At 61.5% G+C, this 17,832-nt stretch carries 16 protein-coding genes; 11 read left to right on the top strand and 5 right to left on the bottom strand.

All coding sequences use genetic code 11. The annotated features are described in order from the left end of the window. Positions 1-170 precede the first annotated feature (170 nt). Complete coding sequence (locus AF337_RS36630; RefSeq protein WP_049735957.1) at positions 171-1,895, top strand: response regulator; 1,725 nt, start codon at positions 171-173, stop codon at positions 1,893-1,895. Between the two features lie 184 nt (positions 1,896-2,079). Continuing rightward, positions 2,080-3,444 (top strand): putative bifunctional diguanylate cyclase/phosphodiesterase, encoded by a 1,365-nt coding sequence (locus tag AF337_RS36635; RefSeq protein WP_049735958.1) that lies wholly within the window; start codon positions 2,080-2,082, stop codon positions 3,442-3,444. 102 nt (positions 3,445-3,546) lie between these two features. On the opposite strand, the gene AF337_RS36640 is transcribed toward AF337_RS36635, so the two are convergent. The 5 genes from AF337_RS36640 to AF337_RS36660 form a co-directional block, all read right to left on the bottom strand. After that, positions 3,547-4,155 carry a PRC-barrel domain-containing protein gene (locus tag AF337_RS36640; protein ID WP_049735959.1) on the bottom strand — a complete coding sequence of 203 codons (609 nt, stop codon included), beginning with the start codon at positions 4,153-4,155 and terminating at the stop codon, positions 3,547-3,549. Between the two features lie 244 nt (positions 4,156-4,399). Continuing rightward, a complete protein-coding gene (locus tag AF337_RS36645) occupies positions 4,400-5,287 on the bottom strand; it encodes an SMP-30/gluconolactonase/LRE family protein (RefSeq protein WP_049735960.1) in 888 nt (295 codons plus the stop codon). A gap of 4 nt (positions 5,288-5,291) precedes the next feature. Continuing rightward, complete coding sequence (locus AF337_RS36650; RefSeq protein ID WP_049735961.1) at positions 5,292-5,924, bottom strand: 2-dehydro-3-deoxy-6-phosphogalactonate aldolase; 633 nt, start codon at positions 5,922-5,924, stop codon at positions 5,292-5,294. Between the two features lie 13 nt (positions 5,925-5,937). Further along, a complete protein-coding gene (locus tag AF337_RS36655) occupies positions 5,938-6,852 on the bottom strand; it encodes a 2-dehydro-3-deoxygalactonokinase (RefSeq protein ID WP_049735962.1) in 915 nt (304 codons plus the stop codon). Then, positions 6,852-7,613 (bottom strand): SDR family NAD(P)-dependent oxidoreductase, encoded by a 762-nt coding sequence (locus tag AF337_RS36660; protein WP_049735963.1) that lies wholly within the window; start codon positions 7,611-7,613, stop codon positions 6,852-6,854. The genes AF337_RS36655 and AF337_RS36660 overlap by 1 nt, the downstream gene beginning before the upstream one ends. Positions 7,614-7,685: 72 nt before the next feature. Between AF337_RS36660 and AF337_RS36665 the strand changes: the two genes are divergently transcribed. The 9 genes from AF337_RS36665 (at position 7,686) to AF337_RS36710 (ending at position 17,824) form a co-directional block, all read left to right on the top strand. Beyond that, entirely contained in the window at positions 7,686-8,516 is an 831-nt protein-coding gene (locus AF337_RS36665; RefSeq protein WP_425287915.1) for an IclR family transcriptional regulator, read from the top strand. A gap of 201 nt (positions 8,517-8,717) precedes the next feature. Then, on the top strand, positions 8,718-9,452 hold the full coding sequence (locus AF337_RS36670; protein WP_049735964.1) for a LuxR family transcriptional regulator: 735 nt from the start codon (positions 8,718-8,720) through the stop codon (positions 9,450-9,452). 640 nt (positions 9,453-10,092) lie between these two features. Then, a complete protein-coding gene (locus AF337_RS36675) occupies positions 10,093-11,271 on the top strand; it encodes an Mrp/NBP35 family ATP-binding protein (RefSeq protein WP_049735965.1) in 1,179 nt (392 codons plus the stop codon). Positions 11,272-11,682: 411 nt separating this feature from the next. Beyond that, positions 11,683-12,660, top strand: coding sequence for a magnesium transporter CorA family protein (locus AF337_RS36685; RefSeq protein ID WP_049736043.1), 978 nt, complete (start codon positions 11,683-11,685; stop codon positions 12,658-12,660). An 18-nt stretch (positions 12,661-12,678) separates the two neighbouring features. Beyond that, on the top strand, positions 12,679-14,577 hold the full coding sequence (locus AF337_RS36690; RefSeq protein WP_049735966.1) for a potassium transporter Kup: 1,899 nt from the start codon (positions 12,679-12,681) through the stop codon (positions 14,575-14,577). Between the two features lie 295 nt (positions 14,578-14,872). Next, complete coding sequence (locus AF337_RS36695; RefSeq protein WP_049735967.1) at positions 14,873-16,102, top strand: cell wall hydrolase; 1,230 nt, start codon at positions 14,873-14,875, stop codon at positions 16,100-16,102. A gap of 271 nt (positions 16,103-16,373) precedes the next feature. After that, the gene (locus tag AF337_RS36700) at positions 16,374-16,712 is read left to right on the top strand and encodes an AtpZ/AtpI family protein (RefSeq protein WP_049735968.1); all 339 of its coding nucleotides are present in this window, start codon (positions 16,374-16,376) and stop codon (positions 16,710-16,712) included. 63 nt (positions 16,713-16,775) lie between these two features. Further along, positions 16,776-17,528, top strand: a complete 753-nt coding sequence (locus AF337_RS36705; protein ID WP_049735969.1) for a F0F1 ATP synthase subunit A — start codon at positions 16,776-16,778, stop codon at positions 17,526-17,528. Positions 17,529-17,596: 68 nt separating this feature from the next. After that, positions 17,597-17,824 carry a F0F1 ATP synthase subunit C gene (locus AF337_RS36710; protein ID WP_007632966.1) on the top strand — a complete coding sequence of 76 codons (228 nt, stop codon included), beginning with the start codon at positions 17,597-17,599 and terminating at the stop codon, positions 17,822-17,824. Positions 17,825-17,832: the final 8 nt, after the last annotated feature.

Raw genomic sequence — 17,832 nt, forward strand, 5'->3', positions numbered from 1 at the left:
GGATTCGTGGGGCGGAGGGAAGGGCTTTCGATGTACTTTCCCAAAGCGTAGTTCCGGCTCCGCCAAATTCGGGGACAGGTAATGTTAAGCCGGTTTTAACATAAAAATGGCATTTCTATTCATATACCTCCGGAAGTTTTCGAAATCGAACAGATGTGGGACGCAATTGCATGAGTGCCGGCTTCGAAAAGGCGGACCCATCATCGGAAGCCGACGGGATTTCCGCCGGGGCCGATCTGCAGGCGGCGCTTTTCGATGTGGTGTGCGACAGCCTTGCGGCGGCTTTCATCATCTATGACAAGAACGATCACCTGATCTTCGCCAGCCGCCAGACGCTGGAATTCTTCCCGCTGCCCCTGGAGATGCTGAAACCCGGCACGCGGCTTCGCGATTTCCTCGGCGCGGTCTACGACACTGGCATTCGCCAGCAATATGACGTGAAGCAGCGCGGCTCGCTGAGCCGCGAGGACTGGCTGTCGCAGAAAATCGCCTCGCATTGGCGCGAGCGCTTCGAAGCCGTCGAGCGTCACGGCGCCGACAGCTGGGTCCGTTTCGTTAAACGCAGGCTGCCCGGCGGTTACGGCGTCACCATCATTTCCGATATTTCCGAGGACAAGAAGCGCGAAGAGCAATGGCGCTCGGATCTGGAGCGGGTGCAGCTCACCGAGGACATTCTCGACAATCTGCCGTTCCCGCTTTTCGTCAAGGACCGCAACCTCACTTATGTCGCGGTCAATCTCGCCTTCTGCGAGAAATATCAGACGACTGCCGACGAGGTGCTCGGGCGCAAGAGCAGCGACCTTTTTTCCGAAGAGATCGCCAAGCGCTTCGAAGAGAGCGACCGTCACGTGCTGGAGACCGGCGAGATGTCCGTCTCCCGCCAGCGGCAGATCTCCCGCGACGGCATCGAGCGCGACATCGTCAGCCGCAAGCACCGCATCGGCAAGCCGGGCCGCTATTTCCTGGTGTCGACCATGCAGGACCTGCCGCGTGACGGCGCCGATCTCGACGAGTTCGGCCGGGCATCTGCGATCACCACCTCAAGCAATCAAAGCTATCGCCGCGCCTATGTGCCGGTGCCGAGCGCCGTCGAGCGCCGCGAGCCGGCGGCGATGGAAGCGATCGTTCCGGAGAATTTCTCCGGCCGCAAGGTCCTGGTCGTCACCGCCGACCTCGCCGCCGAGACCGCCGCGCTGCGGACGCTGTCGAAATACGGTTTCGAATCCTGCTCGGTCCGCGGTGAGGACGAGGAGGAGCGGTTCCTGGAAATTGCCACTTCCTCCGGCATCTCGCTCGATCTCTTGATCATCGACAACCAGATGGGCATGCGCTGCCTCGAACTGTCAGAGCAATACGGCATCCCGGCGCTGGTGATGGACGGTTTCCAGATTGCCAACGAGCTCACCTTCCAGATCGCCCGCCACTTCAACCGCAACAGCCGCAACAGCGGCGCCGGTGCGGATACGGATTGGGAAATCAGCATTTCCGACGACGTCGTCGGCCTGCAGGTTCTCGTTGCCGAAGACAATGACATCAACCAGATCGTTTTTTCGCAGATCCTCGAGGGTCTCGGTTATCGCCATATGATCGCGGCGACCGGCGACGAGGCCGTGCGCCTCTGGGCCGAGCACCGGCCGCAGATCGTGCTGATGGATATTTCGCTGCCGGGCTTCAACGGCTTCGAGGCCGCCCGCCTCATCCGGCAGATGGAGGAAACCGGCGGCGGAAGCCGCACCCCGATTATCGGCGTGCTCACCCAGGCCTTCGAACGAGACCACGCCGAATGCGTCAAAGCAGGCATGGACGATGTCATCATGAAACCCGTCAGCCCGGATATGCTCGAGGCCGTCTTTCAGAGGCATCTGATCGAAGAGGTGATGCGGGCGCGCGGCTGATGCATGCATCAGGAGGTGTGCAGCGGTTCCGGGTGAACGACATGCCTGAAAACCAAAGACCTTAGCCGGACCAGCCGTCAACTCCTCGATTCTGGGGTGGTTCAGCGTCAATGCCTACTGATTTACTATCAAATTGTTAAGACATGCCGGTCATTCTTTGCATGGCGCGGGAAAGCTCGGGTGGATGATGAAATCGGCGGATATGGCTTTCTCGACCGTCGGTCAGAATGAGCTTCAGGCAATGGCCTATACCGATCCGCTGACCGGATTGGGTAACCGCAATCGCATGCGGGAGAAAGTCCTGCAGATCTCTTCCGAGCGCGCCAGCGATCCGGCCCCTTTCACCATCGGCATCGCCAATCTCGACAGTTTCAAGCCGATCAACGATCTCTTCGGCTCGGCCGCCGGCGACGAAATTCTTTGCCAGGTCGCTCATCGCCTCAGAGCCTGCATTCCCGATGGCGCAATGGTCACCCGCCATGACGGCGATGAATTCGCCTTCGTGCTGCCGTTGATTTTCGAGCGGGCGAGTGCCGAGAAATTCGGCCAGATGATCCGCGAAGTGCTGTCGGCCCCCTATGATCTCGGCGACCGTAATGTACGTCTCTCTGCCTCCCTCGGTTTTGCCATCTACCCCTTCGCCGGAGAAGATTGCGAGGAACTGCTGAAGAGCGCCGAAACCGCGCTCTACCGTTCCAAGCGCCGCGGCCGCGGCCAGATTACCGTCTATTCGCGCGAGATCGCCCAGGAAATGAAGCGCGCGACGCAGCTGGAGCAGGCGCTCAGAAACGCCATCATATCGGACGCGATCGACGTGCATTTCCAGCCGATCGTCTCGCTCTCCAACAATCAGGTCGTCGGCTTCGAGGCGCTTGCCCGCTGGAACGATCCCGATCTGGGCTTCGTCTCACCCGGCGTCTTCGTGCCGCTCGCCGAAGAGCGCGGCTTCATCGATGCGCTGTCGGAAGCGCTGCTGCGCAAGGCGGCGGAAGCAGCGCTCTCCTGGCCGCGCGAACTCTTTCTGTCCTTCAATCTCTCCTCGGCCCAGCTGATGGACCCGGGCACGAGCGGCAGCGTGCTGTCTATCCTCGGCCGCGTCGGCTTCGATCCGCATCGCCTGGAGCTTGAAATTACCGAGACGGCGGTGATGAGTTCGGCCGATACCGCCCACCGCATCATCGCCGACCTCCGCGCCGCCGGCGTGCGCATTTCACTCGATGATTTCGGCACTGGCCAGTCGAGCCTCGGGCGCCTGCGCGACTTCATCTTCGACAAGATCAAGATCGACCGCGCCTTCGTCTCCCGCATCAATTCCGACCGCGCCTCCGAACACATCATCAAGGCGATCCTGACCATGTGCGACGGCCTTGAGCTGGAAGTCGTGGCCGAGGGCATCGAGGATTATGCCGAAGCGGTGAAACTGCGCACGCTCGGCTGCGGCATGGGCCAGGGCTATCACTTCGGCCGCCCGGCCGACGGCATCGCCACGCTGCGTTTCCTGCACGAGAATTACTACGATCCGGGCTTGGTGGAGCGTGTCAGCGCCTAAACTTTGGCGCGGCATAAAGCGATGGCGCCCCTAGGAGCGCCATTGCCTACGCTATACTACCGCGCGCGCGGTTTGCTTGGCCCCAGCCTGGTTGGCGCCAATCTACTTAGGCGTTGTTGAGCCGGTTGCCGTGGTATCGGTGCCGGTCGCAGCCGGTGCCTTTTCGGCGGACTGCATGGCCAGCGTCTTGAACTCAGGTGCGGCCTTCAGCGATTCAGCCGTTTCGCTGGTCGTCAGCTTGACGCTGCCGTCCTGGGTATTCTGGGCGACGGTGATCTTCTCCATCGGCACGGCGACGTTCTTTTCGCCGATGCCGAGGAAGCCGCCGACGCCGACGATCGCAGCAACCAGGCCGCCATCCTTCTTCATGATCAGGTCGTTGACGCTGCCGATGCTTTCATTGTTGCCGTTATAGACCGATTGGCCGATATAGGTGTTGGCGCTGATCTGGTCCGGAGCCTGCTCGGTGATATAGCCGGCCTGTGCCGTGTCTGCCGTCGGTGCCGGAGCCGGAGCCTGTGCGGCATCGCCTGCGGGTTTGGTGACGTCAGGGGTGACCGGCGGCTTCGGGGCTGCCGGATCGGCAGGAGCTGCCTGTGTCGGCGCGGCTGGATCCGCCGGCTGCGGCGCCGTCTGCGAGAATGCCGCCGGTGCGAAAGCCGTGGCAAACAGCGCGCCAGCGGCAACGGTCGTCAAGAGTTTGCGTGTCATTTCGAACCTACCTTCATGTCCTAGAGTGGTCGCTGACCCGGCAATGTTCCTGTTATTGCCGCGCCGGTTCGAAAGGACAATGACTGGTGCGGCGATTGGTTCCGGTTGAAAACACGGAAAATTTCTCGATTTTCACGGAACTTTTATCGCCAAACCCCACCAGAACGAGAAAAGGCGCCCCGGTCGGGAGCGCCTCTAATGGCCGCTGGCAGGCAAGGTAAGATCACCCGGCCAAATCACCCGGTCAGATTACATAGACCGGATCGAACACGCCTTTGACGTCGATGCCGAGTTCCAGCAGCGCGCCGGCGCTGGGCTGCGCAGAACGGGCATCCTCATCGAGGCCCTCCCAGGCTGTTGTCACCGCCAGCCGGTCGGCATTGACGCCGATGAAGGCGGGGCAGGAGGGCTGGACGGCGGGAACCTTGTAGCGCGAGATGCGCAGCCCGTCCGGGTTGTAACGGTCGACGACGCCGGCGCCCCAGCGCGAATTCCAGATATAACCGTCGGCATCGACCACCGAGCCGTCGATGTCGCCGGGCTCGTTGGCGCTGTCGACCAGCACGATCGGCTCGCCTGTGGGCAGGCCGGTCTGCGGATCGACCATGACGCGCATCAGCCGGTTGAGGCGGGAGTCGGTATAATAGCCGATCGTACCGTCAGGCGAGAAGCAGATCGAATTCGGGATGCTGATGCCGTTGAAGATCTTCGTCACCTTGCCGCTGGCGACATGATAGATGGCGCCGGCCTGGTTTTCCGCCCGCTTGCTCATCGTCCCGATCCACAGCGCACCGGAAGGATGTGTGCGGCCGTCATTGGAGCGGTTTTCCGGCTTGTCGTTTTCGAGCGCGGCGTAGAAGGTGAGGTTGCCGCTCGCCACATCGCGAACGAAAAGCCCTTCCTCCGTTGCGATCAGCTGCCGTCCGGCGTCGATACGGGCAAGCACGCTCGCCATGGCAGGCAGCGGATGCACCTTTTTCGCGCCCGTCGAAAGATTGAGCTCGTGCAACTCCTTGCCGAGGATGTTGAACCACCAGACGGTGTTGCTGTCCGGATCATAGGTCGGGCCTTCGCCGAGAACGGAATTGGTGTTGCAAAGGGTCTTGCCCTCGAACTCGTAGATATCGGTCATACGCTCACGCTCCCATGGCTGCATCATAGGCGTAAATGGTCGCCTTGGCGCGCTCGGCAACCTCTGCCGCGGTCATTCCCGGTTTGTAGAGGCTGGTGCCGAGGCCGAAGGCGAAGATGCCGGCCTTGGTATAATCGCCGAAATTCTTGTCCGACACGCCGCCGACGGCGGCAATCGTCAGTTCCGGCGGCAGGATCGCCCGGATCGCCGTGATACCGGAGGGCCCGAGCACGCTCGCCGGAAAGAATTTGAGACCGGTGGCGCCGGCGCGCGCGGCCGCCAGCGCCTCGGTCGGGGTGAAGACGCCGGGCATTGTCACCATGCCGTATTGGCGCGCCCGGATGATTACCTCGGGTTCGACATTCGGCGTGACGAGCAGTGTGCCGCCGGCCGCATGCAGGCTATCGACCGCCTCGACTGTCAGCACCGTGCCGGCGCCGATCAGCACCTCGGCCGGCGCCATCTTTGCGGCGATCTCGATCGATTTGAACGGTTTCGGCGAATTCAGCGGGATCTCGATCGCCGTCAGGCCGTTGTCGATCAGGGCGCCGACAACGCTCTCGGTCTCGTCGGGCCGGATGCCGCGAAGGATGGCGATCAGCGGGCGTTTCATGTCGGGGAAGGGGATACGGTTCATCGTGTCGGCTTTCTCAATTCGGCCAGATGGCTTCGGCGGCGGCCGAAAGCCCGCGGCGCACGGCGGCGTCCGCATCGATGGCGGTGAAGGTCAGGGAGAGGGTTTTGAAGGCCTGTTCGTAGAGCGCCTGCAGGCGCCCTGAGGCGACCAGGGTGATGCCTGAGTTGGCGGCATCCTGCAGCGCGCCGGCGATTTCGAGGCCGATCAGCGTGCCGGAAAGCCGGGCTTGCGCTGATGCGGCCGAGATCCCGTGCAGGAGCTGGCCCGAGCGGGCGGTAAACAGCAGATTGGAGGCAAGGGCCGGGCGCTGGAAAGCGGCCGATACCGCCGCCTCGAAGGCGGCTGCATCAGCAGGCTGCTCCTCGGCGCCGGCAACGGCATGCGACAGGATCGTGTGTTTGCTGATGACGTCGAAGAGTTCGCCGGTCATGAAGGTCGAAAAGCCGGTGACCTTGCCGTCGCCCACATGCACCCACTTCGAATGGGTGCCGGGCATGCAGACCGCCTGGGCGCCCGAGCTTGCGGTGCCGAGCGCGCCGAGAAGCTGGGTTTCCTCGCCGCGCATGACGTCGGGTGTCGCCTTATCCCGCTGGGCAAGGCCCGGCAGGATGCGGATGTCGCGGGTTTCTCCCGGCACGGAGACCGCCGCCGTCAGCACCGAGGTGAGCGGCGCCGGCACGTCGATATAACCGGCCTCGACCCAGCCCTGCCGGGCGCCGGCCATGCCGCAGACGATCACCGGCAGGTTCTCCGGCGCCGCGACGGCGGCGAGATGGCCTGACAGCACTTGGGAAAAGCCGGTTTTTGCGGCACTCGTCATGCCTTCGCCGCTGCGGCGTTCGGCAAGAATGCCGCCGTCCCTGCCGATCAGCCAGAGCCGGAAGCTGCTGGTGCCCCAGTCCACCGCGACATAAGCGGGATTAGCCATTACAAAATGCCTCCATCGACAATCAGGGACTGGGCGGTCATTCCTGCCGCGCAGTCGGATGCAAGAAACAGGCAGGGACCGACGATCGCGTCGGGCTTGAGGGCGACCTTCAGGCATTGCTGCTCCACCGAGCGCACGATGCTCTCTTCGGTCAGCCACAGCTGCATTTGCCGTTCGGTGAGCACCATGCCGGGCAGGATGCAGTTGACCCGGATATTCTCCGGCCCGAGCCGGCCGGCCAGGCTCTTGGTCAGCCCGACGACTCCAGCCTTCGCCGCCGCATAGGCAGGAAAACCGCCCATATTCAGCTTGAAAGCGATCGACGACATATTGATGATCGCCCCGCCGCCGGCCGCCCGCATCGATGGCGCCACTGCCTGCGAGGTGAAGAAGACGTGCCGCAGGTTGACCGCCTGGTTGTTGTCCCAGTAGGCCTCGGTCACCGCGTCGAATTCATGGCGGTCGTCCCAGGCGGCATTGTTGACGAGCACGCGGATCGGCCCGGAGTTGGCAACGACGGTATCGACCGTGCGCCGGATCGCCTCGATGTCGCGCAGGTCGGCATGGTGGAAGGAGACCGGATGCGCCGTCTCCGGCGACAGCCTCTCGGCAAGCGCGCGGCCGGCCGCCTCGGCGATGTCGATGAACGAGACCTTGGCGCCCTGGCGCGCGAAGCCTTCGACGATCGCAGCGCCGATGCCCGATCCGCCGCCGGTTACCAGTACGGTTCGGTCTCTGAACTCCGGAAATTGTGCCGACATCGCAGTCGCCCTTTGATATTCAATTTGTTCCATTATATGGAACTTAATTTGACTATATGGAATTATCGAATTATGCTGACCTTGCTGTCAAGGGCGGACGAGATGATGACTTCAAATAGCGAAAGCATGGCGCAGACGCGCGAGACCGGCACGCTCGGCAAACTGATGGTTCTGCTCGATCTCGTCACCCATGCGGAGGCACCGCTGCGTTTCACCGATATCCTGGCTCGTGCCGGCCAGCCGCGCGGGACATTGCATCGCCAGTTGAGCCATCTGGTGGAGGAAGGGCTGCTTGAGCTTGATGGCGACGGCCGTTATGCGCCGGGCCTGCGCCTGCTCGATTTTGCTGCGCGCAGCTGGGCGCGCAACGAATTCCGCCTGATTGCCGAGCCGCACCTCGCCGAGCTGCAGCAGGCGACCGGCGAGACGGTGCATCTCGGTGTTTTGAGGGGCCAGTCGATCATCTATCTCGACAAGGTCGACGGCCGTCAGCCGGTGCGGATGTATTCGCAGATCGGCAATGCCTCGCCCTGTTACTGCACCGGCGTCGGCAAGGCCGCCCTTTCGCTGCTTCCGCCTGATCTCCTCGCCGATCTCCTCGCCGGCATCAACTTCACCAGCTTTACCGCCTCGACCCATGCCTCGGGCGAATCGCTGCTTGCCGAAATCCGCGAGATCGCCGATCAGGGCTATGCCTTCGACCGCGAGGAGCACGAAGCCGGCATCCGCTGCGTCGCTGCCCCCGTCTGGTCGCAGGATCGGACCTTTATTGGTGGCATTTCGATTACCGGCCCGGCCTATCGTCTGTCGATGGAACTTCTACGCCAATGGGCCGTTCCAGTTCAGCTGGCAGCTGGGAGGATCATGGAAGGCATGCGCATCCGGCTGGGCCCGCGCCGCTAATGCAATCAGGGAGCATGCTTATGATAAGGGCGATATTGAGATTTGCCGGCGAATCACGACAACTGCAAATAGTCCGCGAAATCGATTAACCACCTGCCGGCCGAACGCTGTATGCCGAGGCCGACTCCGTGTGATCCAACCAGCGATCGTCATTCCCCGATGCAATCGAGCCGGCCGTTGCGCCGAAGATGAAGAAATGTGATGGCACCCTTGTCGCAAACATCCCCGGAAGACGACGACTATATCCAGGAAATAGCCGGCCTGAAGACCCAGTTCGATATTTTCCGGTTCCTGAAACGCGTGACGGAAGCCTATCGCAGCCGCGCCTTCCTGGTTCTCAACCTGCCGCCGATCACCTCTCTGGATATCCAGGGCAGCACCGTCATCACCAGTTGGCCGGCTGAGCTTCTGGCGCTCTACGACCAGGAGAGCCTGCTGGTCAACAGCCCGGTTCTGAGGCGGCTGAGAACCTCCGCGCGGCCCTTCTTCTATGACATGTCGCGCGAGAACTGGTCGCGGGACGATGGCAAGTCGGTGCTCGTCGCCTCGCTGTTCGAACGTTTCAGGATGATGCGCGGCGCCTATTTCCCGACGCATGAGCCATCCGGCGTGCGCGGCGCCATCTCTTTCGCCGGCGACCGCGAGCCCTTCAGCCCAGCTGAGATGCGCGAGCTCTGCTATATCTCCATCCATGTCTATGACAGGCTCGCCGAGATCCGCAACCTCGATACCCGCATCACGGACACGCTGACCGACCGGGAAATCGATTGCCTCAACTGGACGGCGGCCGGCAAGACCAGTGCCGAAATCGCCGAAATTCTCACCCTCTCCGAGCACACGGTCAATCATTACCTCAACCGCGCCACCAAGAAGCTCGATACGGTCAACCGGACGCAGGCGGTGGCCAAGGCGCTGCGCATCGGCCTGATCAAATAAGATGCAGAAGGCGTGGCGGGTTTTCGCCGGGCGCCCAGCGCTTGGGCATATGCTTGCCGCTCGCGGCCGTCCCGGCCCGCATTTGTGCCATTTCCGCCAATTTTCCGTCTGGCACGCTTTCTGCTTCTCTTTTGACAAAGGCCCAGAGGGGACTTGGACCAGCGCCAGGAAATGGCGCGGCCGCGCACTGCTGTCCGACGCCGATGCCGCTTTCCCAAGCCTTCGGTGTCGGCAGCGGTTGTTGCGTTTTGGCACCGCCTCTTGCACGGATGCCCGCGATTTGGCCTTTCCTCTTAATTTTTCGCTGGCCTTTTTGTCGGCTTGCGCTAGTTCGCCCCGGATTGCGCCGGTTCTCGGGGAGACCGTTGCGGCCATCAGGGCGAAAGCCCGGCGGACTTGATGGCCGCAACGGATTGCCCGTTCTCCCCGGCGCTTTTTGCAAGCCGGCAAATCGGTTTCCCCGCCGATGATTTTGTTTGGCGAAGGCGTCCGTCTCCACTATCTCTACTGCATGATTTCAGTCTTGATCGGAATCGATGAAGGCTGAAATCATGCAGCAATTCAAAGTGCTACAGCGCTCCTTGCGCGTCTTGAAAGACGCGCGGCGCTCTGGTCTGCAAGAAGAAGCAGTGAGGGTGGAATGACCGACGTCACCAAGGAACAGGTTCTCGAAACGCTGAAGACTGTGCGTGGACCGGATCTCGAGCACGATATCGTCGAGCTCGGCATGGTTTCCGATGTCTTCATCTCCGACGGCAAGGTTTATTTCTCCATCACCGTTCCGGCCGATCGCGCCAAGGAGCTCGAACCGATGCGGCTCGCGGCCGAGCGCGTCGTCAAGGCCATGCCTGGCGTCAAGGGCGCGCTCGTCGCGCTGACCGCAGACAAGAAAGCCGCCGCCGCCGCTCCGGCCGCCCGCCCGGTGCCGAACCCGCCGCACGGCCATGCTGGCCACGATCATCAACATGATCACGGTAGCCACGCCCATGCCCCGCAACAGCCGCCGCGGGCCGGCAAGATCGGCGTTCCCGGCATCGGCGCCATCATCGCCGTCGCCTCGGGCAAGGGCGGGGTCGGCAAGTCGACCACTGCCGTCAACCTGGCGCTCGGCCTGCTCGCCAACGGTCTTCGCGTCGGCATTCTCGACGCCGATATCTATGGTCCCTCGATGCCGCGGCTCTTGAAAATTTCAGGCCGCCCGACCCAGATCGATGGCCGCATCATCAATCCGATGGAGAATTACGGCCTCAAGGTCATGTCGATGGGCTTCCTCGTCGACGAGGAGACGGCGATGATCTGGCGCGGGCCGATGGTTCAGTCGGCGCTCTTGCAGATGCTGCGTGAAGTCGCCTGGGGCGAACTCGACGTGCTGGTCGTCGACATGCCGCCCGGCACCGGCGACGCGCAGCTGACCATGGCCCAGCAGGTGCCGCTTGCCGGCGCCGTCATCGTCTCGACGCCGCAGGACCTCGCCCTGATCGATGCCCGCAAGGGCCTCAACATGTTCCGCAAGGTCGAGGTGCCGGTGCTCGGCATCGTCGAGAATATGAGCTATTTCATCGCGCCTGACACCGGCACCCGCTACGATATCTTCGGCCATGGCGGCGCCCGCAAGGAGGCCGAGCGCATCGGCGTGCCCTTCCTCGGCGAAGTGCCGCTGACAATGAACATCCGCGAAACCTCCGACGCCGGCACGCCGCTCGTCGCCTCCGAGCCGAACGGCGTCGTCGCCGGCATCTATCGCGGCATCGCCGCCAAGGTCTGGGAACAGCTGGGCGGCCAAACCCAACGGCCGGCACCGACGATCGTCTTCGAATAAGCCACGTCATCCGGAACGGTGCGGCAGTTCCGAGCGACGCATGCAGCGGCCGAATCACGATTGTCGATACCTCAAATTGTGAGGCAAACGTGGTGAAAAGCCGCGGTTCACGGAAGATGTCTTGATTATTTCACGGCTTTGCTGCATATGCCGCGGCGCCATGATGGCGTTTGCTGCAGATGCTCAATGACGGCCGTCTTCGTTTGGAAGATTTCGGCCCGCCTGCAAGTTCGGAGTTGTCTTGTCGATCGAAGGATTGATCGCTGCGATGCGGTGGAGCACAATGCGCATGCCGGCCTTCAAGGTTGGATGCAGCCGGAGTTGTATGAGCTTTTTTGATCCGCTTCCGTTGGAACCTGGGACGAGCGAGCCTCGCATTGCCGCGCTTTCGGCCGCATGGAAAGGCTGCCGGTGATCACCGCTTATTGTTCCAATTGCAGGTCGGTCGATATCCGCGATCTGTCGCATCCCGCATCCTTCCCTGGGGATGTCGTCTGGATCGACATGATCGAGCCGAGCCGCGACGAGGAGCTGTATGTCGAGAAGGTTCTCGGCATCGAGGTTCCGACCCGTGACGATCTCAAGGATATCGAGCCCTCCGCCCGTCTCTATGTCGAAAACGACGCCGTCTTCATGACCGCCTCGCTTCTCTGGAAGGCGGATACCGACGCCCCGACGCTGACCGATGTCGCCTTCATCCTGGCCGGAAACCGGCTGGTCACCATCCGCTACGCCCATCCCAAATCCTTTGCGCTGTTCATCGCCGCCCTTCACCGGCTGCCGGAGAACTGGCGCAGCGGCGCTGCCCTTCTCGCCAAGCTATTGGAGACGATTGTCGACCGCACCGCCGAGATCCTCGAAGTCTCCGTCTCACGCCTCGACATCTTGTCGACGCATGTCTTCGGCGACCGGGCGAAGAAGGTGCGTAAGCCCTCGAACTACCTCGAAGAGAAGCTGCGCGATATCGCCGGCTATCACCGGATGATCAGTAAGGTGCGCGACAGCCTTGGTTCGCTGTCTCGCCTGCTGACCTTTTTTCACACGATCCCCGCGGTCCAGCAGGACCGCGAGACGAAGGAACTCTGCCGCACCCTCTCGCGCGATATCCAGTCGCTGTCGGAGCATGCCGCCTTCGTTGCCGGCAACATCACCTTCCTGCTCGACGCTTCGCTCGGTCTGATCAACATCGAGCAGAATTCGATCATCAAGATCTTCTCGATCGCCTCGGTGGTGTTCTTGCCGCCGACACTGGTCGCCTCCGTCTATGGCATGAATTTTCAGGTCATGCCGGAGCTGGCCTGGGCTGCGGGTTATCCCTATTCGCTGGCCCTGATGGTAATATCAGCCGTCATCCCTTTTTTCTTTTTCCGCTGGAAAGGCTGGCTCTGAGGAGCCTGTTGCAACTTCATGTCCGAAGAGAGCCATCCGAACGAATCCCAGATGACGCCGAAAAAGCTGTTCTATCTCACGCTGGGTTCCGTCGGCGTCGTCTACGGCGATATCGGCACCAGCCCGCTCTATGCCTTTCGCGAGGCGCTGAAGCCCGTGGCCCATGACGGCCTCACCCGCTTCGAGGTCATCAGCCTGATTTCGCTGATGATCTGGGCGCTGACGATCATCGTCACCATCAAATATGTGCTCTTCCTGCTGCGCGCCGACAACGAGGGCGAGGGCGGCACGCTGTCGCTGCTTGCTCTTCTGATGAAGACCGCCAACGGCCATACCGCGATCCTGATGTTGCTCGGCCTGATGGGGGCTGCCCTCTTTCTCGGCGATGCGATGATCACACCGGCGCTGTCGGTGCTCTCTGCCGTCGAAGGTCTGAAGCTGGTCACACCGAGGCTCTCGGAATATATCGTGCCAATCTCGGTGGTGATCCTGGCGCTGCTCTTCGTCGTGCAGTCGCGCGGCACCGGCGCCGTCGCCAGGTTTTTCGGCCCGATCACCGCGGTCTGGTTCATCGTCATTGCCGCCGCCGGCATATCGCATATTTCGGACGATTTCGGCATCCTTGCCGCCTTCAACCCCTACTATGCCGTCAGCTTCCTGCTGCATGAAGGTTTCTACGGTATCGTCGTGCTTGGCGCCGTCTTCCTGACGGTGACGGGTGCGGAGGCGCTTTATGCCGATCTCGGCCATTTCGGCCGCCGCCCGATTCAATGGGCCTGGTTTGCGCTGGTGTTTCCGTCGTTGACGCTGAACTATCTCGGGCAAGGCGCTCTCGTGCTCGGCAAGCCGGCGACGATGTCGGATCCCTTTTATCTGATGTTTCCGCAATGGGCGCTGCTGCCGGTCGTCATCCTGGCGACCGCCGCGACGATCATCGCCAGCCAGGCGGTCATCACCGGCGCCTTCTCACTGGTGCGCCAGGGCATCAACCTCGGCTTCCTGCCGCGCATGGAAATCCTCTTCACCTCGGAAACCAATACCGGGCAGATCTTCGTGCCTTCGGTCAATGCCGTGCTGTTCATCGGCGTCATCTTCCTGGTTCTGAGCTTCAAGACGTCGGATGCGCTGGCGACCGCCTATGGCATTTCCGTCACCGGTGCCATGGTCGTCACGTCGATCATGGCCTTCGAATTCGTTCGCGCCCGCTGGAACTGGTCGCTTCCGGTGGCGGTGATCGCGCTTGCGCCGCTGGTCGTGCTCGAACTGATCTTCCTCGGCGCCAACCTTTTGAAGATCCACGACGGCGGTTACATCCCGATCCTGATCGCCACCGCCTTTACCGTCGTCATGTGGACCTGGCGCCGCGGCAGCGCGATCCTGATGGAAAAGACCCGCCACACCGATATTCCGCTCCCTTCCTTCGTCAGCGCGATCGAGCGCAAGAGCGACCATTCGCCGGCCCAGGTTCCGGGCACCGCGATCTTCCTGACCAGCGATCCGGAATCGGCCCCCGCCGCCTTGCTGCACAATCTCAAGCACAACCACGTGCTTCACGACCGCAACGTCATCCTGACGATCCGCACCGTCAACAAGCCGCGCGTGCCGAGCCACGACCGCTACAAGGTCGAGCAGATTTCCGAGCGCTTCGCCCGCGTCGAACTGCTGTTCGGCTTCATGGAATCGCAGAATGTCTCGCAGGCCCTGGCGACGCTGCGCAAGACGGGGCTGAAGTTCGACATCATGTCGACCTCCTTCTATCTCGGCCGCCGCAAGCTGGTGCCGGACGCCAAATCAGGCATGCCCTACTGGCAGGATCGGCTTTACATCGCGCTTGCCAACGCCGCCGCCAATCCCTCGGACTACTTCCGCCTGCCGGCCAACCGCGTGGTGGAACTGGGGTCGCATGTGATTATTTGATGGGTGGGAAGAGGGGGCGGTTGCACCGTCCTTTAAGCCCCGCCCCAAACCCCTCCCCACAAGGGGAGGGGCTTAACCAGTCGCACCCATTTCACAAGTATCTCAGCGTTTCGGGCGTGAATGCGACGGTGCCTCTCTAAGTCCCTCCCCCTTGTGGGGAGGGGTTGGGGAGGGGACTTTGCAAGGGGCGCAGACACCCGGCATTTTTCAGCCACATTAGAACATGCAAAACTTCGCATAGCCACATTCCGGCACGCCCCGTTAACCCGACGTCAAGGTTAATGCGAGATTTTCGATGGAATGTTCCCGCGTTCCATGCCCGGAGTTGGTGTTGCGTCGAAAGAGCTCTTCCCGTAGCAAGCTGCGTCTTCTTCCCGAGAACTGGGTGTCGCCCGCTATCTTCGGGCTCGCCGGCTGGCTGATCTTCCCGAGCGTCCCATCTCATGCCGATCTCGCCGCCATGCTGGCCGGTCTCGATCGGGAGGGGGAGAACTGGCGCATGGTGCTGACCAATTCGCCGGCCGGCTCCATCCATCAGGCCGAACTGACCTTTTTCGATCCTGAAGTGACGGGCTCGATCTCGTCAGGCGCCGGCATGGTGCTGCCCGATGGCCGCAAGATCGCTTTCTCTTCCATGGACAAGGGCACCGCCAAAGAAAAAGGCCACGAGGACACGCCCGACGAGGATCGCGTCAACCGCGGCGCCAAGAAAGGCCGAGTCGTCGCCGTCGAGAAGATGCAGCCGCCGAAGGATTTTTCCGCCGGCTCGATCCTCGAACGCACGAAGATGCTCTTCACCCCGAGCTTCGATCTCAAGGACAGGTCGGCCTTCGTCAAGCCGAAGATCCAGGGCAAGGAAATCGCGATCGCCACATCTTTCTATAAGAAGCAGCCTGTGGTGACCGATAATGGCGTGCCGGCAATGCTGGCAAGCCTCGTCACCAGCGACAAGGCCGATATCCTGGCCACTGCCTACGGGCCGGCCGCACCCGACTATTCCCGCCAATCGCCCTTCGATTCGATCCTGACCGAGCAGGACAGCGGCCGTTTCGTTCCGGAGATCGGCCCGCGCGACCATGCATGGGCCGCCAGCATATTGGCGCCGAGCGTCTTTTCCGCCCGCGAACAGCAGTGCCTTGCCTCCGGCATCTATTTCGAGGCGCGGGGAGAATCGGTGAAGGGCCAGGCGGCCGTCGCCCAGGTGATCCTCAACCGCGTCCGCAATCCCGCCTATCCCAAGACCATCTGCGGCGTCGTCTACCAGAACGAGGATTGGCGCAACCGCTGCCAGTTCTCCTTTGTCTGCGACAGCATCAAGGACAGGGTGAACTCGCAATATCACTGGCGGATGGCCCGCGATGTGGCGATGGCGGTGACATCAGGCAAGATCTGGCTGCCGCAGGTGGGCTCGGCGACTCACTACCATGCCGTCTATGTCAGGCCGAAATGGGCAAAGACCATGGAAAAGGTCGGCCGCATCGGTCTTCATGTCTTCTATCGCACTTATGGCGGCGGCTGGAGCTGAGATAAATCGCTTGGGCAAGCCGATTTGCCGGGCATAAAAGCGGATTCTTTCCATCGAATTTAAGAGATCGGCCATAAATAAGCCTATCTATTTGATTTAACGCGATTATTTTCTGGCTGGACAGAAACTGTCTACGCCTTGACTATACCAATCCCTAAAACTATGTTGCGCGCGACTTCAGAACGGGCCGGAAGGGTTTCAACCTTCGCGTCCGGTGTCCGAATGACCGGGGTAGCGGGAGTGCGGGCGACGGGCAGGCGAGGAGAGATCCATGGCGGATGACCGCGAAGAAAGTCTTGAGAAGCGCCGTGCGCAACTGGAAGCGAAACTCGCGACCAAGCGTGTCGAGGCGAAAGTGGAAGAGGCAAGTGAAGCTCGTTCCGAGGTAAGCCGCAAAGGTTATGCCCAGGCGATGAAGCTTTCCAGCGAGTTCATTTCCGCCATCGTCGTCGGTGCCGTCCTTGGCTATGTCTTCGACCGTTTTGTTGGCACGGCGCCTTGGGGGATGATTGTTCTTCTGCTTCTCGGATTCTGTGCCGGCGTTCTGAACGTGCTGCGTTCTGCGGGGGTGGTGGCCCATCCCCTGGACGACAAGGGCGACAAGAAATAAGGACCGGTTCCCGGTCCAGTGCAATGACCCCGCGTCCTGCGGGCCAAAGAGAGAGAACAAGCGGTGTCTAACGATCCGACTCATCAGTTCCTGATCCATAAGATTGTGCCGATCGAAATCGGCGGAATTGATTTTTCGTTCACCAACGCATCGCTCTTCATGGCCGCTTCGGCTGCCGTTGCCGTCGGCTTCCTTTATTTCGCCACCTCGAACCGCGCCATCGTGCCGGGCCGTTCGCAGTCGGTCGCGGAAATGTCCTATGAATTCATCGCCAACATGCTGAAGGAAGGCGCCGGCAAGCAGGGAATGAAATTCTTCCCGCTGGTCTTCTCGCTCTTCATGTTCGTGCTGACGGCGAACCTGCTCGGCATGTTCCCGTATTTCTTCACGGTGACCAGCCAGATCATCGTGACCTTCGCCCTTGCTTTGCTCGTCATCGGCACCGTCGTCGTCTACGGCTTTTATAAGCATGGCTTCGGCTTCCTCAATCTCTTCGTGCCGCACGGCGTGCCGGGCGCGCTGCTGCCGCTGGTGGTGGCGATCGAAATCATCTCCTTCCTGTCGCGTCCGATTTCACTCTCGGTTCGTCTCTTCGCCAACATGCTCGCCGGTCACATTACCCTCAAGGTGTTCGCAGGCTTCGTCGCCTCGCTCGGAACCCTGGGTGCTCTCGGCATCGGCGGCGCCGTTCTTCCCCTCATCATGACCGTCGCCCTGACCGGTCTCGAGTTCCTCGTCGCCTTCCTCCAGGCTTATGTCTTTGCGGTACTGACTTGCATGTACCTCAACGACGCAATCCATCCGGGCGGGCACTAAGGATAACGACATCGACGTCTCCAGGGCGTCAGTCATTCGCCGCAACAACCATTTCAAAGGAGTTCAACATGGAAGCGGAAGCAGCAAAGTACATCGGTGCAGGCCTGGCTTGCTTTGGTATGGCCGGTACGGCTCTCGGCCTCGGCAATATTTTCGGCAGCTACCTCTCCGGCGCACTGCGCAACCCGTCTGCCGCTGACAGCCAGTTCGGCCGTCTGGTATTCGGCTTCGCCGTTACGGAAGCTCTGGGCATCTTCTCGCTGCTCATCGCTCTCCTCCTCCTCTTCGCCGTCTGATATCGGCG

Origin of the sequence: Rhizobium ecuadorense (assembly GCF_001187535.1) — a bacterium.
GTDB lineage: Bacteria > Pseudomonadota > Alphaproteobacteria > Rhizobiales > Rhizobiaceae > Rhizobium > Rhizobium ecuadorense.

Bases quoted from the DNA above. Each gene is read 5' to 3' on its own strand.
- AF337_RS36630 (WP_049735957.1), top strand. From the start codon at position 171: ATGAGTGCCGGCTTCGAAAAGGCGGACCCATCATCGGAAGCCGACGGG.
- AF337_RS36635 (WP_049735958.1), top strand. From the start codon at position 2,080: ATGATGAAATCGGCGGATATGGCTTTCTCGACCGTCGGTCAGAATGAG.
- AF337_RS36665 (WP_425287915.1), top strand. From the start codon at position 7,686: ATGCTGACCTTGCTGTCAAGGGCGGACGAGATGATGACTTCAAATAGC.
- AF337_RS36675 (WP_049735965.1), top strand. From the start codon at position 10,093: ATGACCGACGTCACCAAGGAACAGGTTCTCGAAACGCTGAAGACTGTG.
- AF337_RS36690 (WP_049735966.1), top strand. From the start codon at position 12,679: ATGTCCGAAGAGAGCCATCCGAACGAATCCCAGATGACGCCGAAAAAG.
- AF337_RS36640 (WP_049735959.1), bottom strand. From the start codon at position 4,155: ATGACACGCAAACTCTTGACGACCGTTGCCGCTGGCGCGCTGTTTGCC.
- AF337_RS36660 (WP_049735963.1), bottom strand. From the start codon at position 7,613: ATGTCGGCACAATTTCCGGAGTTCAGAGACCGAACCGTACTGGTAACC.
- AF337_RS36700 (WP_049735968.1), top strand. From the start codon at position 16,374: ATGGCGGATGACCGCGAAGAAAGTCTTGAGAAGCGCCGTGCGCAACTG.
- AF337_RS36645 (WP_049735960.1), bottom strand. From the start codon at position 5,287: ATGACCGATATCTACGAGTTCGAGGGCAAGACCCTTTGCAACACCAAT.
- AF337_RS36710 (WP_007632966.1), top strand. From the start codon at position 17,597: ATGGAAGCGGAAGCAGCAAAGTACATCGGTGCAGGCCTGGCTTGCTTT.
- AF337_RS36650 (WP_049735961.1), bottom strand. From the start codon at position 5,924: ATGAACCGTATCCCCTTCCCCGACATGAAACGCCCGCTGATCGCCATC.
- AF337_RS36695 (WP_049735967.1), top strand. From the start codon at position 14,873: ATGGAATGTTCCCGCGTTCCATGCCCGGAGTTGGTGTTGCGTCGAAAG.
- AF337_RS36670 (WP_049735964.1), top strand. From the start codon at position 8,718: ATGGCACCCTTGTCGCAAACATCCCCGGAAGACGACGACTATATCCAG.
- AF337_RS36655 (WP_049735962.1), bottom strand. From the start codon at position 6,852: ATGGCTAATCCCGCTTATGTCGCGGTGGACTGGGGCACCAGCAGCTTC.